The 19470-nt window shown below is 62.4% G+C and carries 19 protein-coding genes and 1 pseudogene; 11 read left to right on the forward strand and 9 right to left on the reverse strand.

Annotation, left to right across the window (positions count from 1 at the left end; translation table 11 throughout):
* Positions 1-67 precede the first annotated feature (67 nt).
* Positions 68-1447, forward strand: coding sequence for a fosfomycin efflux MFS transporter AbaF (gene abaF, locus F3J14_RS03215; protein WP_166721742.1), 1380 nt, complete (start codon positions 68-70; stop codon positions 1445-1447).
* A 288-nt stretch (positions 1448-1735) separates the two neighbouring features.
* Here abaF and F3J14_RS03220 read toward each other — a convergent pair whose 3' ends face one another.
* From F3J14_RS03220 to F3J14_RS03245, 6 genes are all read right to left on the reverse strand, one after another.
* Positions 1736-2062: a hypothetical protein gene (locus F3J14_RS03220; RefSeq protein ID WP_008923908.1), complete on the reverse strand. Its 327-nt coding sequence runs from the start codon at positions 2060-2062 to the stop codon at positions 1736-1738.
* Between the two features lie 547 nt (positions 2063-2609).
* On the reverse strand, positions 2610-3356 hold the full coding sequence (locus F3J14_RS03225) for a MipA/OmpV family protein (RefSeq protein WP_166721764.1): 747 nt from the start codon (positions 3354-3356) through the stop codon (positions 2610-2612).
* A 185-nt stretch (positions 3357-3541) separates the two neighbouring features.
* On the reverse strand, positions 3542-4399 hold the full coding sequence (locus F3J14_RS03230; RefSeq protein ID WP_166721743.1) for an alpha/beta hydrolase: 858 nt from the start codon (positions 4397-4399) through the stop codon (positions 3542-3544).
* Positions 4400-4452: 53 nt separating this feature from the next.
* Positions 4453-5475, reverse strand: coding sequence for a MerR family transcriptional regulator (locus tag F3J14_RS03235; protein WP_166721744.1), 1023 nt, complete (start codon positions 5473-5475; stop codon positions 4453-4455).
* A gap of 123 nt (positions 5476-5598) precedes the next feature.
* The gene (locus tag F3J14_RS03240; RefSeq protein WP_166721745.1) at positions 5599-5838 is read right to left on the reverse strand and encodes a hypothetical protein; all 240 of its coding nucleotides are present in this window, start codon (positions 5836-5838) and stop codon (positions 5599-5601) included.
* Between the two features lie 16 nt (positions 5839-5854).
* Positions 5855-6148 (reverse strand): hypothetical protein, encoded by a 294-nt coding sequence (locus tag F3J14_RS03245; RefSeq protein ID WP_166721746.1) that lies wholly within the window; start codon positions 6146-6148, stop codon positions 5855-5857.
* Positions 6149-6243: 95 nt separating this feature from the next.
* Between F3J14_RS03245 and F3J14_RS03250 the strand changes: the two genes are divergently transcribed.
* Positions 6244-7203, forward strand: a complete 960-nt coding sequence (locus tag F3J14_RS03250) for a helix-turn-helix domain-containing protein (RefSeq protein ID WP_166721747.1) — start codon at positions 6244-6246, stop codon at positions 7201-7203.
* Positions 7204-7579: 376 nt separating this feature from the next.
* Positions 7580-7966 (forward strand): MAPEG family protein, encoded by a 387-nt coding sequence (locus tag F3J14_RS03260; RefSeq protein WP_166721748.1) that lies wholly within the window; start codon positions 7580-7582, stop codon positions 7964-7966.
* 29 nt (positions 7967-7995) lie between these two features.
* On the opposite strand, the gene F3J14_RS03265 is transcribed toward F3J14_RS03260, so the two are convergent.
* A complete protein-coding gene (locus F3J14_RS03265) occupies positions 7996-8928 on the reverse strand; it encodes a LysR family transcriptional regulator (RefSeq protein ID WP_166721749.1) in 933 nt (310 codons plus the stop codon).
* Between the two features lie 223 nt (positions 8929-9151).
* On the opposite strand from F3J14_RS03265, the gene F3J14_RS03270 reads away from it, so the two are divergent.
* From F3J14_RS03270 to F3J14_RS03300, 7 genes are all read left to right on the forward strand, one after another.
* Positions 9152-10018, forward strand: coding sequence for an NmrA family NAD(P)-binding protein (locus F3J14_RS03270; RefSeq protein WP_166721750.1), 867 nt, complete (start codon positions 9152-9154; stop codon positions 10016-10018).
* Positions 10019-10111: 93 nt separating this feature from the next.
* A complete protein-coding gene (locus F3J14_RS03275) occupies positions 10112-10915 on the forward strand; it encodes a hypothetical protein (RefSeq protein ID WP_166721751.1) in 804 nt (267 codons plus the stop codon).
* A 130-nt stretch (positions 10916-11045) separates the two neighbouring features.
* On the forward strand, positions 11046-11987 hold the full coding sequence (locus tag F3J14_RS03280) for a LysR family transcriptional regulator (RefSeq protein ID WP_166721752.1): 942 nt from the start codon (positions 11046-11048) through the stop codon (positions 11985-11987).
* Between the two features lie 74 nt (positions 11988-12061).
* Positions 12062-13471, forward strand: a complete 1410-nt coding sequence (tcuA, locus tag F3J14_RS03285) for an FAD-dependent tricarballylate dehydrogenase TcuA (protein ID WP_166721753.1) — start codon at positions 12062-12064, stop codon at positions 13469-13471.
* Entirely contained in the window at positions 13458-14672 is a 1215-nt protein-coding gene (gene tcuB / locus F3J14_RS03290; protein WP_166721766.1) for a tricarballylate utilization 4Fe-4S protein TcuB, read from the forward strand. Before tcuA ends, tcuB begins: the two co-directional genes overlap by 14 nt.
* A gap of 55 nt (positions 14673-14727) precedes the next feature.
* Positions 14728-16050: an MFS transporter gene (locus tag F3J14_RS03295; protein ID WP_166721754.1), complete on the forward strand. Its 1323-nt coding sequence runs from the start codon at positions 14728-14730 to the stop codon at positions 16048-16050.
* A 495-nt stretch (positions 16051-16545) separates the two neighbouring features.
* The gene (locus F3J14_RS03300; protein WP_166721755.1) at positions 16546-17226 is read left to right on the forward strand and encodes a GntR family transcriptional regulator; all 681 of its coding nucleotides are present in this window, start codon (positions 16546-16548) and stop codon (positions 17224-17226) included.
* A 100-nt stretch (positions 17227-17326) separates the two neighbouring features.
* Here the strand turns inward: F3J14_RS03300 and F3J14_RS03305 are convergent, their stop codons facing one another.
* The gene (locus F3J14_RS03305; RefSeq protein ID WP_166721756.1) at positions 17327-17521 is read right to left on the reverse strand and encodes a hypothetical protein; all 195 of its coding nucleotides are present in this window, start codon (positions 17519-17521) and stop codon (positions 17327-17329) included.
* A 173-nt stretch (positions 17522-17694) separates the two neighbouring features.
* A pseudogene (locus tag F3J14_RS03310) lies at positions 17695-17898 on the reverse strand (hypothetical protein); the annotation flags it as partial.
* 507 nt (positions 17899-18405) lie between these two features.
* Here F3J14_RS03310 and F3J14_RS03315 point away from each other — a divergent pair.
* Positions 18406-19392 (forward strand): TRAP transporter substrate-binding protein, encoded by a 987-nt coding sequence (locus F3J14_RS03315; protein ID WP_166721757.1) that lies wholly within the window; start codon positions 18406-18408, stop codon positions 19390-19392.
* The last annotated feature ends 78 nt before the right edge of the window (positions 19393-19470 follow it).

The following is a 19470-nucleotide window of genomic DNA, read 5'->3' on the forward strand; positions in this document are numbered from 1 at the left end:
TTTCGGCGCGCTTACTCGCGAACCGCCCCGTCACGGGAAATGGAAGACAACGAGAGGAGATACGGAGATGACAAGTCAGGTCGGCGAGGCAGTCTCGCCTGGTGGTGCAGCAACCGCGCAGGACACGGCGTCGAAACGGGAATTGAAGCGGGTCGTTGCGGCGTCGATGGTGGGGTCGGTGGCGGAGTGGTACGAGTTCTTCCTGTACGGAACGGCGTCGGCGCTGGTGTTCGGCACGCACTTCTTCAAGAAGACGGGCAACCCCATCGACGGCCTGCTCGCCGCGTTCGCGTTGTATGCGGTGGGGTTCGCCGCGCGCCCGATCGGCGGGCTGGTGTTCGGCTACTACGGCGACAAGTTCGGCCGCAAGTACCTGCTGCAGGTCAGCCTGATCGTGGTCGGCATCACGACCTTCCTGATGGGCTGCCTGCCGACCTTCGATGCGATCGGCTACTGGGCGCCGGTGCTGCTGGTGTCGCTGCGGCTGATCCAGGGCTTCGCGTTCGGCGGCGAGTGGGGCGGCGCGATCCTGCTGGTCAGCGAACACGCCCCCGACAACCGCCGCGGCTACTGGGCCAGCTGGCCGCAAGCCGGCGTGCCGGCCGGCAACCTGGTCGCGACCATCATCCTGCTTGTGCTGTCGAGCTCGCTGTCCGAGGCCGACTTCCTGTCGTGGGGCTGGCGGGCGGCGTTCTGGTTCTCGGCGGTGGTCGTGCTGATCGGCTTCTGGATTCGCCGCAAGGTCGACGATGCGCCGATCTTCAAGGAAGCGCAGGCGCGCCGCGCGCAGAAGCAGGAAAAGCAGCTTGGCGTGGTCCACGTGCTGAAGTACCACTGGCGGCAGGTGCTGATCGGCATCGGCGCGCGTTTCGCCGAGAACATCCTGTACTACATGGTCGTCACGTTCTCGCTGACCTATCTGAAGCTGGTGGTCGGGGCCGACACCACGCGGATCCTGAAGCTGATGTTCGCGGCCAATGCGATCCACTTCTTCTTCATTCCGCTGATGGGGCTGCTATCGGACTTCGTCGGCCGCAAGCCCGTGTACCTGACGGGCGCGGTGCTGACCGCCGGCTGGGGCTTCGTCGCGTTTCCGATGATGGACACCGGCAACGACTGGATCATCATGGCCGCGATCGTGCTCGGTCTGTTCATTGAATCGATGACGTACTCTCCGTATTCGGCGCTGATGACCGAGATGTTTCCGACCAACGTGCGCTATACCGCGCTGTCGCTGTGCTACCAGGTCGCGCCGCTGATGGCCGGCTCGCTCGCACCGCTGATCGGGCTGTCGCTGCTCGAGCGCTATCACTCGTCGACGCCGATCGCGCTGTACCTGGTCGCCGCGGCCGTGATCTCGATCGTTTGCGTGGGCGTCGCGAAGGAAACGCGCGGCAAGTCGCTGCGCGATGTGGATGCGGAGGCGAGCCGGCGCACGCATGCGTGAAGCGCGGATGATCGCGTGATCGCAGATGGGAAGCCACCCGGGAGGGTGGCTTTTTTGTGGGGTATCGCGGGGTTCTCGGGAGCGTTGGGGAGGAATGGGCGGCGTTCGGCCAGTTTCAGTCATTCGACGCCATGGCTCAAATTTGCAACGCTAGCGCGAGATATTGTCAGCAATGCAGGAGCGGCTTGGTGCTGACTTTGGCAACGAGAAGACGACTACCGTTGCATACCTACGGCCCAGCGTGTCTGTCGGGCAGACAGCTGGAGCCGCTTCCTCGGGGCCGCCAGATCAAATAGCGCGAACAACCGCAATCTTGCCAATCAGGACCAGGTAGGAAATGGGCCAGAACATCAGCGCGCGAACTTTTGTCGAGAATACGTTTTGTAGCGTGTTATAGACTGGATGGAACGTGATCAAATTTCGCAACACCGTACGGTTCAAAAAAATACCGCAAGCGAAATAAACGACAAAGTAAACGATCGGTGCCTTGGTTGCGCCAGCTATCAATGCTCCAGCAACCAACGCAACCACGGCTCCGCCGTAAAATCCAAAAGCCTTCCCAAGTGACATCAGTCCACCGGACCCCCGTACGGCGTCGTCGCTGGCGATACTCATCTTTTTGTTCCTTATCGAGTTGGACAGATAATTTCGAGTCGCGGTAGTTCGGCGGCTCAACCCAAAAGTATCGGCACATAAAAGGAAAACTTTAGAGCGGCGCGAAATTGCGCAGCTAAGCGGTCAATCGATCCCTGAATGGTTGCGGAGTCTCCCGCTCTGCGTCTCTGTTGACGACTACCCAGCCCCAAGCGGAGCGACGCATTGTTTGGAACCATCGCTAGCTTCGTCTTATTGAATTATCGAGGGGAATGACCGCTTCGGAGAACATCGGGAGGCTGTTCAGGGTCGATAACTGCCGATCCAGAAAAGCGTAAACGTGGGTCTCGGCATAGGTTTGTGCCCTAAGCCTTGTCCGATAAGGCGCACGTACTGCTGCATCATTGGGATGATGTTTGCAGGTGCGTCGGTGGGCTGCATGCTCATGTGACCGGGGAACCTGCTTTGGCCGTCGAATGTGACAGTGGCCCCGGCATGCAGGACCGTCGTGCCCCGTTCGGCCCGTTGCCCGAGATTGCGACCGACCGCCGCCGGCCGCGTGCAGGCATCAGAATCGGAAACTGACGCCGGCCCCTCCATAGTAATTGTTGCGCGTCTGCACGATTGGGCTATCGCCGAAGCGGCCGAGGATTCGTGATATCCCGGCGGTTGCAAGAACCGACCAATGTTGCGATACCGAATGCGTCCATGCGAGCGACATTGATGCGCTATGGATTCCGCCCGTCAACGAATATGGCCGGAATCCGCTCGATGCCGCCTGCGCATTCGTTACCCCATAAAATGTCTGCGTATAGCGGCCTGTACCTGCGTTAGCGGTTCCCGTCAGTACGATCGTATTCTTGCCTGCATGCAGCAGCGGCACCGACAGATCGACGTGCCCGGCGAATCCACGAGACGCATGCGTGACCGGGGTATCGATCGTCACCGACACTTCAACCCCATCGTCATCGCGCACGCCCGCTTGCCAATGTGCGATCACCGAACCGGGCACGTCGCCCATGCCCTTCAGGTAATCCGAACCATCCCCGCTGAAACTGCGCGAATCCTTGCGTCCACGCGCGTAGCCGATCGCCGCCGACACGAACACGCCCCGCGGCGATGTATAGCGATAGCCTGCCCCGTTTGAAGTGCTGATGAAAAAACCGTTGGAAAATGCGACGGAAAATGATGGACCGATGACGCCTCGATATTGATTACTGCCTTGATACCGAGGTGCGATGCCACCGCCAAGCGAAAGCGTATATTCGCTCTCCGCGTGCGCGGCGGCAGCAAAGGTAAGGGTTGCGAGCGGAATGTAATAGCGGCAGAAAACTGGAGACATTATTTTGATTTTTGACGAAATGGAATGTGGACGAGGTCGTTTCGCGAATCCCGTGAGCGGACAACATAAATTCGGAGTCCTGCCAAAGCATGGGGCTTGGCTGGCCTTCGGGATTTCGGCGAGTCGATCGAACTCAGGTGTGTGCTGAGAGCGGGGGCTTATGAACGCGGATCGAGCCAGTTCCGGATGAGTCCGGCAACCTGCCGCCGGCGCTCGATCATCACCATATGTCCTTCGCCTGCCAGCGCATGATGGGTTGCCGACGGCACCCACGCTGACGTTTCACGGGCCGCATCCGCGAAGATTGGATCCGCGGCGCCACAGACAATCAACGTATCTGCGAGGATCCGGCTGGGCCACGGCGAACCGTCGCGCGCATCGTTACGCAATGCGCGCAAGGTACGAACAATGACGTGTCTTTCGTTGACCGATGACGTGACGTGGCGGCGTCGACCGAACAACGCCGCGCGGAGAAGCATGTTGCGCCAGCCGGCGCGGAAGCATCCGGACATCGTTTCGAGCAGACTGACGAAATCGGAGCGAGTCGCGTAGGCGATTTGCTGCTCGACGAGCCGGCAGCCCTCGGACGCCAGGCGATGCGCACTCGAGACTAGCGCCAGTCGCGAGACGAGCGCCGGGTGGGCGGCCGCGAGGCGCGCCGCGACGACGCCTCCGAACGAGATACCCATGAGCGTCGTGCACTGCCAATGCGTGGCGATGCCATGTGCAATATGCTCGACGATGTCAGTGATCCGGTATTGCGTACCGGGCTTGTCAGGGTAGCCGAGCAGGACGAATGGGGTGCCGGGCGGCAGGATACCGGCAACGCGGCGCAAGTCGCGCCGCAATCGCCGCAAGGTCGCCTTCGAGACGAAGGCTTGTCCGCCGTTCAGTACGACGACGGCAGGCGGCTCGTTACCCACCTGCGCGGCCAGAATGCCGCCGTCCAGCCGCATCGATCGAACGGGACGAGCACCGATACGGAACTCGAGCAGATCGTTCGGTATGGGGTTCATGCGCTTCCTCCATTGAAAGGTCGCCAGCATGAACCCTGACGTTCACGTGAGGGTCAAGCACCGGACTCATTATTGGCAGTGTCGCCATTGACGGCTTCTTGACGCCGCAGCCATGCGAGTACGTCGGGCCCCATCGGATGGCCGGCTTGCAGCATTGGCTCGTCAGACAGGGCCTGTAGCAGCTTGCTGCGCAGCGCGACGTCGCCGCGTGTCGTTCGTTCGAGCAGCGAGTGCCAACGGCTCACGAGCGAGGCGTCGTCGTCAGTGTCAGCGTCGCAGGCAATCGCTCGTTTGACGTCCGCGCCGAGCGTGATCCATTCTGCCGAGAGAGTCTTGTCGAGGCGTTGCATGTCGTCGTCGGTCAGGTGGCGCCTCAAGGCCGCCAGATGTAAGCGAGTCGCCTGTTCGATGTAGGCGATCAGCGCATGATCAAGCCCCGCGTGGTCGGGGGCTTGCGCCGCGTCGCCATGCAATTGCCGCCAGCGCCGCGTGGTGCCGATGTCGCCGCCCATCCATTGCATCGCGGCGCCTAACCAGCGATATGCGAGCCTCTGCGCTTCGTGGGTGTCGGGCGGCACCTGCCGATCCATTGCGTCACGCACGTCCGCAAACAACTGCGACAAGGTCGCTTCCATGCCTTTCCAACGCGCGAGGATCGTCGCAATCTCGGACGTGTTGAAGTGTTCCCGATATCGATCGAGTAACGCGAGCGTGCCAGGCCAATCCGCATCACACCAGGTCATGCCTGAATCGGACGCGGCTTGCAGCACCGTGAGCCGCTCATTCAGGGTGTTCAGCCTTGTCAGTTCCGCGTCGATTGCCCGGCGGCTCTCGGCAATCACTTCCGCCAGGGCGATCTGCCGGTTGCGCAGCATTTGTGCAATGGCGTCGAGTGTCAGGCCGAGACCACGCAGCGCCTGGATCGTCTTGATCGTCGACACGCTGGCTTCGTCGTACAGCCGGTAGCCTGAAGTAGAGCGGCCGATCGGTTTCAGCAGACCTGTTTGGTCGTAGTAGTGCAAGGCGCGAACAGTAATGCCGCAACGCCGGGCGAGCATGCCGACCGTCAATGGCATAGAGACTCCGTCAACAGGACATAACGGTGTGAATTGCAGCGCTGCTTTCTGATTTGGGCCTTGTCACACAAGGCTGCTGCATCATTGGGATGACGTTCGCAGGTAGGGCGGTGGGTTGGGTGCTCATGTGAGGGCGGGAAAGTTGCCTTGGCTGCCCGAGTTTACCAGCGGCCCCTTCGCGCAGCGTGAAGTTCGTCTTTCGGCCGGTTCGGGTTGCCGCATTCTCATGTGCGGAATCCACATGAGGACGATCACGATCGCCAGGAAGAACAGATAGTGAAGTTCCGTTGTCGGCTTCATAGTCAGCGCGCTTCCTGCCGCTTCAAAGCATCCCGGTGCGCCGTCAACAACTTGCGTCATCATTGACGGCGCTATCAGCTTACTTGCCCTGAAGCAGCATACCGAGGGGTTTGAGCGGGCCGACCGGCAGGAACTCGAAGTCGAGGAAGCCGCCAGCCGCGAGGGGCATTGCACCCACGACCGCTTTGGCTTCATCGACAGATTCGACGCTCATCAGGAAGACCACGCCCGGATGGTCGTCGATAAAGTAAAACTGCTCGATCTTGCCTTCGAGGTAGAGCTTAAGCGTGTGAGGGACTTCCTTCGGCATGATCTGTTGCCGAACGTCGTCCGTGATGGGTTTCACGCCCTTTCCGATTGCAAAAACTTTCATTTGTCGTCTCCTTGGTGAATCGACGAGGCAGAGTCTAGCCCCCGCACTCGAAAGAAGGTACAGTCGTAAATGCCAACTTTGAGGTCGTTTACGCCATGCGAATCACGCTGATTGCTCTCGATGGAGTGTTTGACACCGGGTACACGGCGATGCTCGATGCGCTCAGGATGGCGAACAGTTTTGCGGCCCGTGAAGGCAGGCAACTTCCGTTTGAAATAAGCGTCGTCGGCGTGCGCAAGAAGGTGCGGACCAATGGTGGACTGGCTATTCCCGTACAGTCCATAACATCGGCATTGATGCCGGACTGGGTGATCCTTCCCGCCCTGGCGACCTCGACACCAGAGCTTCTGATTCCGGCGCTCGAGCGGTCTGACGTAAAGCAGGCCGTTGTGGAGCTCAGGAGGTGGCATGAGCAGGGAGCCAAGATCGCCACTTCGTGTATCGGGGCGTTCGTGTTGGCCGAAACCGGTCTCCTCGATGGGCGCGAGGCGACGACGACCTGGTGGCTTGCGCCGCTGTTCCGGCAACGCTTCCCCAAGGTGCAACTCGAAGAGTCGCGAATGCTGGTGTCGACCGATATCGGCGTAACAGCCGGCGCGGCGATGGGGCATCTCGACCTTGCGCTTTGGCTGATTCGCAAGGCGAGTCCGGAGTTGGCCGTGGTGGTTTCGCGATACCTGCTCGCCGACCTGCGTTCGTCGCAGGCGCAATACATTATCCCTAACCATCTGGCGCAGGCCGATCCGCTCGTCCTGCGTTTCGAGCGCTGGGCAAGGGATCATCTGAAAGACGGGTTCTCCCTGCAGGATGCCGCTTCCGCGGTAGGGACCAGCACGCGCTCATTGCAGCGGCGATGCCAAGCCATACTGGGAAAATCCCCCCTGTCCTATTTTCAGGACTTACGCGTGGAGCACGCCCAATCGCTTCTCCATGGCGGCATGGACCTGGAAGCCGTGGCAGCTCAGGTGGGTTACGTCGACGGGGCGACGTTGGGCGCGCTCCTGCGCCAAAGGACGGGGCGCGGTGTGCGCGACCTTCGCGCAGACCTGCGCTGATGGTTTGGCAGGCGATCGGTGCGCGCAGTCAGCCGACGGTGTGCGTGGCAGGCATCTAGTACAACCTCACGTAAATGGCTTGAATAAACAGCCGCCTCGATTACCATCATCGGGATGAGCCGAGGCCGTCATGCAACGCCAGTGAAGCTGGCGAACAAAGAGCGGCAGGAACTGCTGTCGCTGGTTGAGCGGAAGACAGCTGCGCAGCGCGATGTGATGCGGGCGCGTATCGCGTAGTGGGCTCACGAGGGTCACTCCAATACGGTAATTGCGCGGGAACTGGGTGTCTCGGTGCGCACGGTCTGCCGGTGGCGTCAGCGCCTTGCCCGGCAACGTGCCGGCGCTCGTTGATGCCCTGCGAAGGAGGCTCATTCAAATGAACAACGTTGCTCTCGCATGCGTGGTAGTTCTAGGGCTACTCCTGTTCGGCCTCGGATTGTCCATCTCGGTGATGCGTTTCCGCGAAGGCACCGCATCGGGCTGCAAGCCTGACCCCGCGAACCGGCTACACAAGCTCGTCCGGGCTCATGCCAACACGGCCGAATACGCGCCGTTCCTCGCGTTGCTGTTTCTCTATCTTGGCGCGCGATCGCCGTCGACGGCGACGGTGTCGCTGATCGTCGCGGCAACCGTATGCCGCTGTTTGCTCGTCGTCGGACTGATCGCATGGCCAACGATGGCAAAGTTCAACCCTTTGCGGTTCGTCGGCGCACTGGGCACCTACCTGACCGGTATGGCGCTATGTGTGTCGCTGCTGCTTTGAGATGCGACTGACGACGAGATCGCGTGTGCTTAGCGCGTGCCGACGCGCTCGTGGTTGCCCATCAGTTCAACAACGAAGTCAAGAAAAGCCCGCGTCTTTGCCGGCAGGTGATGCCGTGACGGATAGTACGCATATAAGGGAAATCGCTCGTCTGCCCATTCGGGAAAGAGATTGATCAATTGGCCGTTCGCGATCAGGGGCTCGGCACCGAGCAGCAACATCTGCGCGATTCCGGAGCCGGCGAGGCATGCATTGAGCAGGGCGCCCGGATCGTTGACCGTGAGGCGTCCTCGAGTATCAACCACAATGCGCTTTCGCCGGCGATGGAATTCCCAAGCGAATGGCTTGCCTGTCTCCGGGTTGCGAAATTCAATGCATCTGTGGCTTCGGCTTTCCAGGTCCTCGGGTTTTGTCGGCCGTCCCCAGCGAGCGACGTACGAGGGCGCCGCGACCGTAACAATGCCGGTATCGAGCAACTTTCTCGCGATCAGCGTAGAGGCTCGAGGTTCGCCGAATCGCACGGCGATGTCGAAGCCATCCATGACGAGGTCGCCAAGACTGTCTCGCGCGATGAGCTCGATCTCGAGTTCAGGGTGCGCGTCCATGAACGCATCGAGTTGCTGCCCGAGAATGGTCCGGTAGACGACAGGATCCAGATTGACTCTCAGCTTTCCACGCACAGCGGAGGCGCTACCGGCCGCGGCAGCGGCTGCTTCCTCCAGCCCGGCGAGATGGGGCATGACCTGCTCGTAAAAGCGGCGGCCCTCTTCAGTCAGCGAGACGGAGCGCGTCGTTCGGTTGAAGAGCCGGATGTTCAGCTTTTTTTCCAGCCGCGCAATCGCGCGACTGACGCCCGGTGGCGTCATTCCTATTACCTCTGAAGCGGCCGCGAACGTCCCCATGTCCACCACGGCGGCGAACACGCTAATGCTGCCGGACAGCTTCTCGCTACTGGATCTCATGATTGCTCGAGTGAATGCGGGCGGTAGATCGCGACCGACCAACCGAAGACCAACACGCCAATGCTGCGCAATGCAGCAGCGCAGGACAACTCTGTTGATCTTGCCGCATTGATGACTCTTTGTCACTAATCTGATGCCATCCATGTCATTTTGTTTCGGTCGGCGTTTGTCCAGAATGCGTGTCACCGAGACACCCGATGTATCCACACATGGAGAACGAGCAATGTATGCAATAACAGGAATCACCGGCCAGGTTGGCGGCGCGCTGGCCCGCGAACTGCTGGCCACGGGTCAGCCGGTGCGCGCGGTCGTGCGCGACGAGGCGCGAGCAGCGTCGTGGGCAGAGCGAGGTTGCGCGATCGCGACGGCCTTCATGGAAGACGCTTCGTCGCTGGCCGCCGCCTTTGAAGGCGCGACCGGCGTTTTCATCCTGCCGCCTTCGGAGTTCGATCCGGCGCCCGGGTTTCCCGAAGCGCGGCAGGTGATCGAGGCTGTGTCCGCAGCGCTCCTGAAAGCGCGGCCAGAAAAAGTCGTTTGCCTGTCGACGATCGGCGCACAGGCTGACGAGATCAATCTGCTCACTCAACGCACGCTGATGGAGCAGGCGCTGCGCGAGATGCCGATGCCGGTGACGTTCCTGCGGCCTGGCTGGTTCATGGAAAACGCCGCATGGGATGTCGCGTCAGCGCGCGACGATGGCGTCATTGCCAGTTACCTGCAGCCGCTCGACAAGCTCGTGCCGATGGTCGCTACCGCGGACGTAGGCCGCGTTGCGGCCGAACTGCTCCAACAGACGTGGCGCGGTGTGCGTGTGGTCGAGCTTGAGGGCCCGCGCCGGGTGAGTCCCAATGATCTCGCATTGGCCTTCGCCCGCGTGCTGGGTGCGCAGGTACGCGCGGAAGTTGTCGACAGGCAGACGTGGGAAGCGCTGTTCCGCGGGCAGGGCATGAAGCATCCTCTACCCCGGATGCGCATGCTGGATGGCTTCAACGAGGGCTGGATCGATTTCGAAAGCAATCCTGACGAAATCGTGCGCGGCCGCGTCGAGCTGGAGACGGCTCTGAGGGAGCTTGTGTCGCGTGCAGTCTGACCGGAGCCTCGATCCGTCGGATTGATCGACCGCCATGCCCTGCACGGGGCAATCGGCAACTTGGAACTATACTGGGGCAACCCGGAGGTTTCCATGACTGATCACGACAGACTGCATCCGCTACGTCCGTTCCTGAAAAATTGGGTTTGGGAGCATGGCCGAATCGGGACGCGCTATCTGGACTGCGTTGACTGCGAAATCAAGTTTGACGAAGGCAAGAAGTCGCATTTCGCAGCGGAGAAATATATCTACGTGCCGCTTGGCAACGGCGCTGACGACGATGCGTCTGTGGATGGGCCTGCAATTCAGGAGGCCGGACTTGCCCGGTTTTTGCGGGCTGCGCAGTTGGGTAAGCCGGAAGAGGCCGGTTCTGTAGCGGACGTGCAGCGCGCAGTGCAGGACTGCGTGGAGATTGGCCTGTTCAGTGCGTATCAAGGGGAGGCTCGCAAGGCATTTGCCCGATACGCACAGGAACCCATGTTCGACGACGAGATCCGCGCGGCGGTTGTCGACGACATCCGGCGCATTTACGTCGGCATGCGCGAGCAACTTGCGCTGTACGATTTTAGTGTGCTCTACGGCTTGCCTCTGCCGCTGCTTATCGGCGACGCGCCCTTCGTTGACTGGCGCGTATCCGCGAGTCCGGCACTTCCGTTCGTGTCGCTGCCGCTGGGACCTTACTGCCTGCTGGTCGGCGCGCCATCGGGCAGGAAAAGCCGAATCGGCCCGGTGGTCTGGAAGGCCGCTGCCACGATGGGCCCGTTGAAAGACCACAACCGCCGGATCGAGGAGCAGGCACGTCTGTGGCTGGTGGCGACTACGGATGACCAACTCGTTGCCGTGCAAAGTCGCATGGCTGCGGCTAGAGCGGCCAGGGAAGGGGAGGGGAAGCCCTGAGTGATGTCGACGGAAGGCAGGGCATCGGCGCGGGCTGGATGATGAGCGGTAGTTCGATGAGCGGTAGTCCATTGATGCGTCAGGCGGGACGCGTTATGGCGCCTATGTAATCCCCTTGACCGAGCGCGGAATGGAACTCAGACAACTACGCTATTTTCTCAGCGTCGTCGAACACGGAAGCATGGGCAAGGCAGCGCTGGAGCTCGGCGTGGTGACCTCTGCATTGAGTCAGCAGATCAGCCGTCTGGAAGGCGAACTATCCACGCGTCTGCTGCAACGCACCTCGGGCGGCGTCGTTCCGACTGACGCGGGTTTGGCGTTCTGGCGTCAGGCGCAGCTCGCGCTGCGTCATATCGACGATGCAGCACTCGCGGCACGCTCCGCCCGTCTGTCGGGTCACGTCAGCGTCGGCATGGCGCCGAGCACGGCGAGCGTGCTGGGTGTCGCATTCATGCAGGCCATGCGTTCACGCTATCCCGACGTGCGGTTGCACATGGTCGAAAGTCTCTCCGGCTATCTCGCGTCCATGCTGAGCGCGCGTCAGATCGATCTCGCCGTGCTGTTCCGCGAGGAACCCGCGCAACGCTGGAGCGTGCTGCCGCTGCTGGACGAGCGACTGTTTCTGATCGGCGCGAGCGATCTGGATGGCATGCCGACCAGCGCATCCGTCCGGCTGAAAAATCTCGGCAAGCTCCCGCTCATTCTTCCCAGCGGCACGCACGGGCTGCGTTCGCAGCTGTTATCAGCGTTCAAGCGCGCCGAATATCAGCCGAACATCGTCGCCGAAGTCGACGGCCTGGCGCTTCTGATGGACTTCGTCCGCACGGGCATCGGCGCGACGATACAGCCGGGCGCTGCGCTCGCAAGGCCCGAGAACGTAATACTAAAGAGCGTTCCCGTCGCGGAGAAATACGCCACGCGGCCCAACATGCTCGCCAGCATCTCCGACGACGAGCTGTCTCCCGCCGGTCTCGCCGCGCGCGTGGTGCTCGTCGATGTCGCCCGTCAACTCGTGCAGGAAGGCCGCTGGCCCGGCGCGCGATTGCGGGACCATGGTCTTCACAAAAGATGAAGACCCGTTGACGGCCGGCTGATAGCGAAGCGGGCACTCGATCTTTACGATGCGTCTGAAAGGAGACAAGTCTAATGGTCGATGTGCTCGTAATCGGAGGAGGCAATGCCGCGCTGTGCGCCGCATTGATGGCGCGAGAATCTGGCGCCTCCGTCCTGCTTCTCGAATCCGCGCCGCGCGAATGGCGCGGCGGCAACTCGCAACACACGCGCAATTTGCGCTGCATGCACGATGTGCCGCAAGACGTTCTCGTCGATGCCTATCCGGAAGAGGAATTCTGGCAGGACCTGCTGAAAGTCACCGGCGGCATCACGAACGAGCATCTCGCGCGATTGACGATCCGCGCGTCGTCGTCGTGCCGGCCGTGGATGCAGAAGCACGGCGTGCGCTTCCAGCCGCCGCTCTCCGGCGCGCTGCACGTAGCGCGCACCAACGCATTCTTCATGGGCGGGGGCAAGGCGCTCGTCAACGCGTACTACCGCAGCGCCGAAGCGCTCGGCGTCGATATCCGCTACGAAACACCAGTCGATTCGCTCGAACTCGACGGCAGCCGCTTCGTCGCGGCGCGCAGCGGCGGTCGGCGCTTCGAGGCACGTGCCTGCGTGCTGGCAGCGGGCGGCTTTGAATCGAATCGCGAATGGCTGCGCGAAGCGTGGGGGCAAAACGCACGCGGCGAATGGCCTGCCGACAACTTCCTGATTCGCGGCACGCGCTTCAACAACGGCGTGCTCATCAAGCATATGACCGACGCCGGTGCGGACATGATCGGCGATCCGTCGCAGTCGCACTGCGTCGCCATCGATGCACGCGCGCCGCTGTATGACGGCGGCATCTGCACGCGCATCGACTGCGTGTCGCTGGGTGTCGTGGTGAATCGTGACGCCGAGCGTTTTTACGACGAAGGCGAGGATTTCTGGCCGAAGCGCTATGCAATCTGGGGGCGGCTCGTCGCGCACCAGCCGGGACAGATCGGCTATTCGATCATCGATTCGAAAGCAAGCGGCCGCTTCATGCCGCCGGTGTTTCCCGGCGAAAAGGCCGACACGCTGCCGGAACTCGCGCGCAAGCTCGGGCTGCCGGAAGCGCGCTTCATGGAAACGCTCACGCGCTATAACGATTCGTGTCGCGACGGCACCTTCGACCACACCGCGCTCGACGACTGCCACACCGAAGGCCTCGTGCCGCCCAAGACGCACTGGGCGCGGCGCATCGATACGGCGCCGTTCTACGGTTATGCGCTGCGGCCGGGCATCACGTTCACGTATCTCGGTCTCAAAACCAACGATCGCGCGCAGGTCCACTTCGGCGGCAAAGCCAGCGAGAACCTGTTCGTGGCTGGCGAAATGATGGCCGGCAACGTGCTCGGCAAGGGCTATACGGCGGGCGTCGGCATGTCGATCGGCACGGCCTTCGGGCGCATTGCCGGGACGCAGGCCGCGCGTGCGGCACTCAAAACTATGGAGACAACCCGTGCAACAGTCTGACGCGCTCGCACCCGAACGCACGCGCACGACGTTATCGCGTGGTACGACAAAAGCTTCACACGGCGACACGGCGCGCGTGATCCCCATTGTGCCGATGAGCGCCGCTGAAACCGAAGTGGCGCGGCAGATGCAGATCTGCAACGCCTGCCGCTACTGCGAAGGATTCTGCGCCGTATTCCCGGCAATGACGCGTCGCCTCGAGTTCGGCAAGGCTGACGTCAACTACTTGGCGAATCTCTGCCACAACTGCGGTGCGTGTTATCACGCGTGCCAATACGCGCCGCCGCACGAATTCGGCGTGAACGTGCCGAAAGCGATGGCTGAAGTCCGGCTCGAGACCTACACCGAGTATGCGGTTCCTGCGTCGTTCGGCGCGCTGTACAAGCGTAACGGCCTGACTTTGTCGGTTGCCCTGGCGGCCGGACTCGCGCTGTTTCTGCTGCTCGGCACTGCGTTGCGCGGCGGCGTGTCAGGCGATGTCGCGCCAGCGAACTTCTACGTGATCTTCCCGCACAACTTGCTCGCGGCGATGTTCGGCATCGTTTTCCTGTTCGCCAGTCTCGCGCTCGGACTGGGCGTCACGCGCTTCTGGCGCGACGTGTCGGCAGGAACGGCTAGAGCGAGCGCGCCAGCCGTCGCGGAAGCGGCCAAGCACGCGCTGACGCTCAAGTACCTGGACGGCGGCCACGGCGACGGCTGCAATGAAGAGAACGATGCCTTCACGCTGGCGCGGCGCCGTTTCCATCACCTGACGTTCTACGGCTTCATGCTGTGCTTTGCGGCAACCGCGGTCGCGACGCTCTATCACTATGCATTCGGTCTGGAAGCGCCGTATCCGTTTCTGAGCGTGCCAGTGCTGCTGGGAACGGCGGGCGGCATTGGACTGATTGCGGGGCCGGCGGGACTGCTTTGGCTGAACCTGAAACGCGTTCCGGAGCGGGGCGATGCTCGTCAGCGCCCGATGGACCGCGGCTTCATTGCGCTCCTGCTGCTGACGAGCGCATCCGGTCTCGCGTTGCTCGCGCTCCGCACGACTTCGGCAATGCCGTCGCTGCTTGCGATTCATCTCGGCATCGTGATGGCGTTGTTCGCCACGCTGCCTTACGGCAAATTCGCGCACGGCATCTTCCGTTCTGCAGCGCTGCTCAAGTCGTCGATCGAGAAGCGGCAACGCAACACATTGAACCTCGGTGCGGATTAGCAAGCACCAGGGCGCCTTGGGCGCCCATCACCATAGATAACAAACAGGAGACGCAATGAACCGTATCGAACCGATCGCCGCTTCTTCCGGCGTTTCACCCATCACAAGGGCCGCCGCCGTGTTGCGCGTGACCAGTGGCAACTTCATCGAACAGTTCGATTTCTTTCTGTTCGGCTTCTACGCGACATCGATCTCGACGATCTTTTTTCCTTCCACCAGTGAATTCGCGTCGCTGATGCTCACTTTCGCCGTGTTCGGCGCGGGTTTTCTCATGCGTCCGCTCGGCGCGATCTTTCTCGGCGCGTATATCGACAAGGTCGGACGACGCACCGGGCTGATCGTTACGCTGTCCATCATGGCGAGCGGCACCATTCTGATTGCCTGCGTGCCGGGGTACGCGACCATCGGCCTGTTCGCACCCGCGCTCGTACTGCTCGGGCGTCTGTTGCAGGGCTTCTCGGCGGGAGCCGAACTCGGCGGCGTGTCCGTCTATCTCGCGGAAATGGCAACGCCCGGCAACAAGGGCTTTTACACGAGTTGGCAGTCGGCGAGCCAGCAGGTCGCCATCGTCATGGCGGCGGCCATTGGTTACGCTCTGAACGAGTGGCTGTCCGCACAGCAGATCGCCGCATGGGGCTGGCGCGTGCCGTTTTTTATCGGCTGCGCGATCGTGCCGTTCCTGTTCGTGTTGCGCCGTTCGCTACAGGAGACCGCGGCGTTCGAAGCGCGGCGGCATCATCCGCGGACGCGCGACATTTTTGCGATGCTGCTCGACAACTGGCGCATCGTCGTCGGCGGCATGCTGCTGACGGCAATGACCACCACCACCTTCTATCTCATCACGGTCTATACGCCGACCTTCGGCAAGTCGGTGCTGAAGCTGTCCACCTCCGACAGCTTGATGGTGACGCTGCTCGCGGCTGCATCGAATTTCGTCTGGCTGCCGATCGGCGGCATGATCTCCGATCGCATCGGTCGCAAGCCGCTGCTGCTCGCCATTTCCGTGCTGGCGATCTTCACAGCTTATCCGGCGCTGTCCTGGCTCGCCGATGCACCGAGCTTCGCGCGGATGCTGATCGTGCTGCTGTGGTTCTCGTTCTTCTTCGGCATGTATAACGGCGCGATGGTCGCCGCGCTCACCGAAGTGATGCCGGTCGAAGTGCGCGTCGCGGGCTTCTCGCTGGCGTTCAGTCTCGCGACGGCGCTGTTCGGCGGCTTTACGCCGGCGGTATCGACGTATCTGATTCAGGTCCTGCATGACAAGGCCGCACCCGGCTACTGGCTGAGCTTCGCTGCGTTCTGCGGTTTGTGCGCGACGCTCGGACTGTACCGCCGCCGTGCGGGTAGCAACCCGTCGGTGGCATCCTCGGCCCGATAGTGATCATCCGCTGGCCACGCTCGATGAGGCCGCGCTCGAAGCGGCGAACGATTGTCTGTTGGTCGGCCATTTCCCGCGCCACTCGTACGAGGCGTTTCTCTCGCTTGCAGGGGCGAGTCTGTAGCGGCCTTTGAGTGTGCGCATCGAAGTATCGAACTATGAAGTCCATTGCCGTCTGATCCGCGAGGAGGTGGGCATCGGCGCGATGCCCAAGCCGATCGCGGCTTTCTACCTTTCTTGGTATGGACTGCAGGCCCAAAGCCACCATTGAAGGCGCCGACTCTCGAACGACTGGTGGGGGGCGGCAAGCGATATCCGCCGAATTCCGCCGAGAAACCTGCCGTTGTCTGACCGACGGGGCACGCCGGCGCGACGCTCTGCCTCCACTGCCTCTTCCCCCCCAAGACCCCTCTGCTAATATTGTAGAAAATATGCAATATCCGCCGCCGCCGCACCGGCGCTTGCCTGCCCGCCTTCCCCAGTCCGAACCGCAACATGAACGAGAAACGCCCTGCTCTTGTCTACGCCACGCGTGCCGAAGCCGCAGCGAACGAATTGCGCCGCCGTATCCTGACAGGGGAGTATGTCGACGGCTACCAGCTTCGCCAGGATGCGCTGGCGACCGAACTCGGCATCAGCCGCATCCCGCTGCGCGAAGCGCTCGTGCAGCTCGAGAGCGAAGGGCTCGTGAAGATCCTGCCCCACAAGGGCGCGATCGTCTCGGAGCTGTCCCCGGAGGACATCACCGAACTCTTCGAATTGCGCGCGCTGCTGGAACCCGTGCTGCTGAAAAAATCGATTCCGAAGCTCACCGCCGAGGATTTCGCGCGGCTCGACGCGATCCTCGCGGAATACAGCGAAGTGCTGCATGCGAGCCAGTCCGGACGCTGGGGCGAACTGAACACCGAACTGCATCAGCTGTTGCTGTCGCGCGCCGACCAGCCGAAGACCACGGCGATCGTCGCGTCGCTGCTGCAACAGACCGACCGTTATACGCGCGTGCAGCTGTCGCTATCCGAGGCCGCGCGTGACGTGGCCGAATCCGAACACGCCGAACTCGTCGCGTTGTGCCGCAAGGGCGATGCGCGCGCGGCGGCGTCACTGCTCAAGCGTCACATCGAGCATGCGGGCGGCGAGTTGAATGCGTTCCTGCGCGACCGGCGGCTGGGTCGTTAAAGTCGTGCGGGGCGCGATAGCCGACGTCCCGCACTAGCGTCCGGCGCTGAAGCGGGGTCGCGTGCGATTCGCGGTCCCTCCGAGCATTGCCCAATCCCGCTTAGCCGCCGCCGATTCCCTGCAGCACCTTGCCGGTCCCGCCGCATACCGCGCATTTCTGCCCTTCGACCATGCCGGTGCCGCGGCATACTCCGCACAGATCCTCGCCGACGCCGGGCGCATCGGGCGGCCCTTCGTCGCCCGGATTCAACGGCGGGTCTTGATTCTGCCCCGCCGACGTTCTGGTCGTCTGCATCGCACACCTCCTTTCGCGTTTCCGACGTCGCAGCGAGCACGCATCGTGCGTGCCCGCTACGACGATACGCGCGCCATCTCCGGCCCGCGTGCCCGAAGCGCGCATGACGGGCGCACCGCCCGATGACGCGACGCCCCGCTCACTATCGGAGAATCGACGTCATCGCGTCGTCGTTACAACGACGGCGCCCATGTCGAGCCGAACGGGTTCGACTGGTCGATGCCGGGGCGGTCGACGAACGCGTTGCTGCAGTCGATCACGTTGCCGGGACGCGCATTGCGGGTGGCCTCGCCATCCACCACGACGCGGTTCGCAGTTGACGCGAACACCGGCAGCTTCACGCTGTGCAGCGTGAGGTTCGCGGCAGTCGTGACGAGCGTCGCGAACAGAGCGAGCACGCGCGGGCGTGCGCTCGACCCGGAAAGTCGGGATGTCATGACGGATGTCTCCTGGTGAGGCAGTGTCCGCGGACGCTGCCGGGTTGGTATCGGGTCAGTCGGGCGGGGCGCGGGCTCGTGGCGGCGCGGGCCGTGGCCACATTGTGATCAGTCATCCTATAACGAGAGGCAGGGAAACGAAAGACGACATTCGGCATCAGGAAAACGACGCAACCTAGCGCCGATTCAAATACGGGCCCGTTTCCGGAAAACGTTTCGCTAGCGTCCGGCTGGACAGAGAACGCTTTTCCCTTTATCCGGCCGTCAACCCGCTACAGAGGCGCTTATAGGGGTATGCACCAAGTGAGTTAAACGATTAACCGACGTACATTCGCTCCGACACGTCATACAACGTATGACTGCGGATCAGCGAAGGCCTAAGCCAGACCTATGCGCAAGCCGCCCGGATCGCCGCCAAATAGAGAGCAACCAACAAGGAGACTGACGATGACGCACCGATTCCCCCGCTCCCGTACCGCACTGGCCGTCGCGCTGATGGCCGGCTTCGCGATGTCCGCGCAGGCCCGTGTATTCCGCTCGGCGGACGTGCACGGCGACAGCTTCCCGACCAACATGGCGGTGAAGTACATGGGTGACGAGCTGTCGAAGCTCACAGGCGGCAAGGACTCGATCAAGGTGTTCGGCAACAGCGCGCTCGGCTCCGAGAAGGACACGGTCGACCAGGTGCGGATCGGCGCGATCGACATGGCACGCGTGAACGGCGCGTCGTTCAACGAGATCGTGCCGGAGTCGCTGATCCCGTCGTTCCCGTTCCTGTTCCGCGACGTCGACCATTTCCGCAAGGCGATGTACGGTCCGGCCGGCCAGAAGATCCTCGACGCGTTCTCGGCGAAGGGGATGATCGCGCTGACGTTCTACGAGAGCGGCGCGCGCTCGATCTACGCGAAGCGTCCGGTGCGCACGCCGGCGGACATGAAGGGGCTGAAGGTGCGCGTGCAACCATCCGACCTGATGGTCGACGAGATCAGGGCGATGGGCGGCACGCCGACGCCGATGCCGTTCGCCGAGGTGTACACGGGCCTGAAGACGGGCCTGGTCGACGCGGCGGAAAACAACCTGCCGTCGTACGAGGAAACCAAGCACTTCGAGGTGGCGCCCGACTACTCGGAGACGCAGCACGCGATGACGCCGGAAGTGCTGGTGTTCTCGAAGAAGATCTGGGACACGCTGTCGCCGCAGGAGCAGGCCGCGATCAGGAAGGCCGCGGCCGATTCGGTGCCGTACTACCAGAAGCTGTGGACCGCGCGTGAGGCATCGGCGCAGCAGGCGGTGGCGAAGGGCGGCGCGAAGATCCTGCCGGCCGCGCAGGTCGACCGCGCGGCCTTCGTGAAGGCGATGCAGCCGCTGTGGGCGAAGTACGAGAAGACGCCGCAGATGAAGCAGATCGTCGACGAGATCGAGGCAACCAAGTGACCCGTCGCACTTCCCTGAACGGCGCGGCGGCCGTGGGCTCGCCGGACGCGGCCGCCGCGGACGGTGTGGCGCCGGGCC

The sequence above is a fragment of the Burkholderia sp. Tr-862 genome (assembly GCF_011753085.1).
GTDB lineage: Bacteria > Pseudomonadota > Gammaproteobacteria > Burkholderiales > Burkholderiaceae > Burkholderia > Burkholderia ambifaria.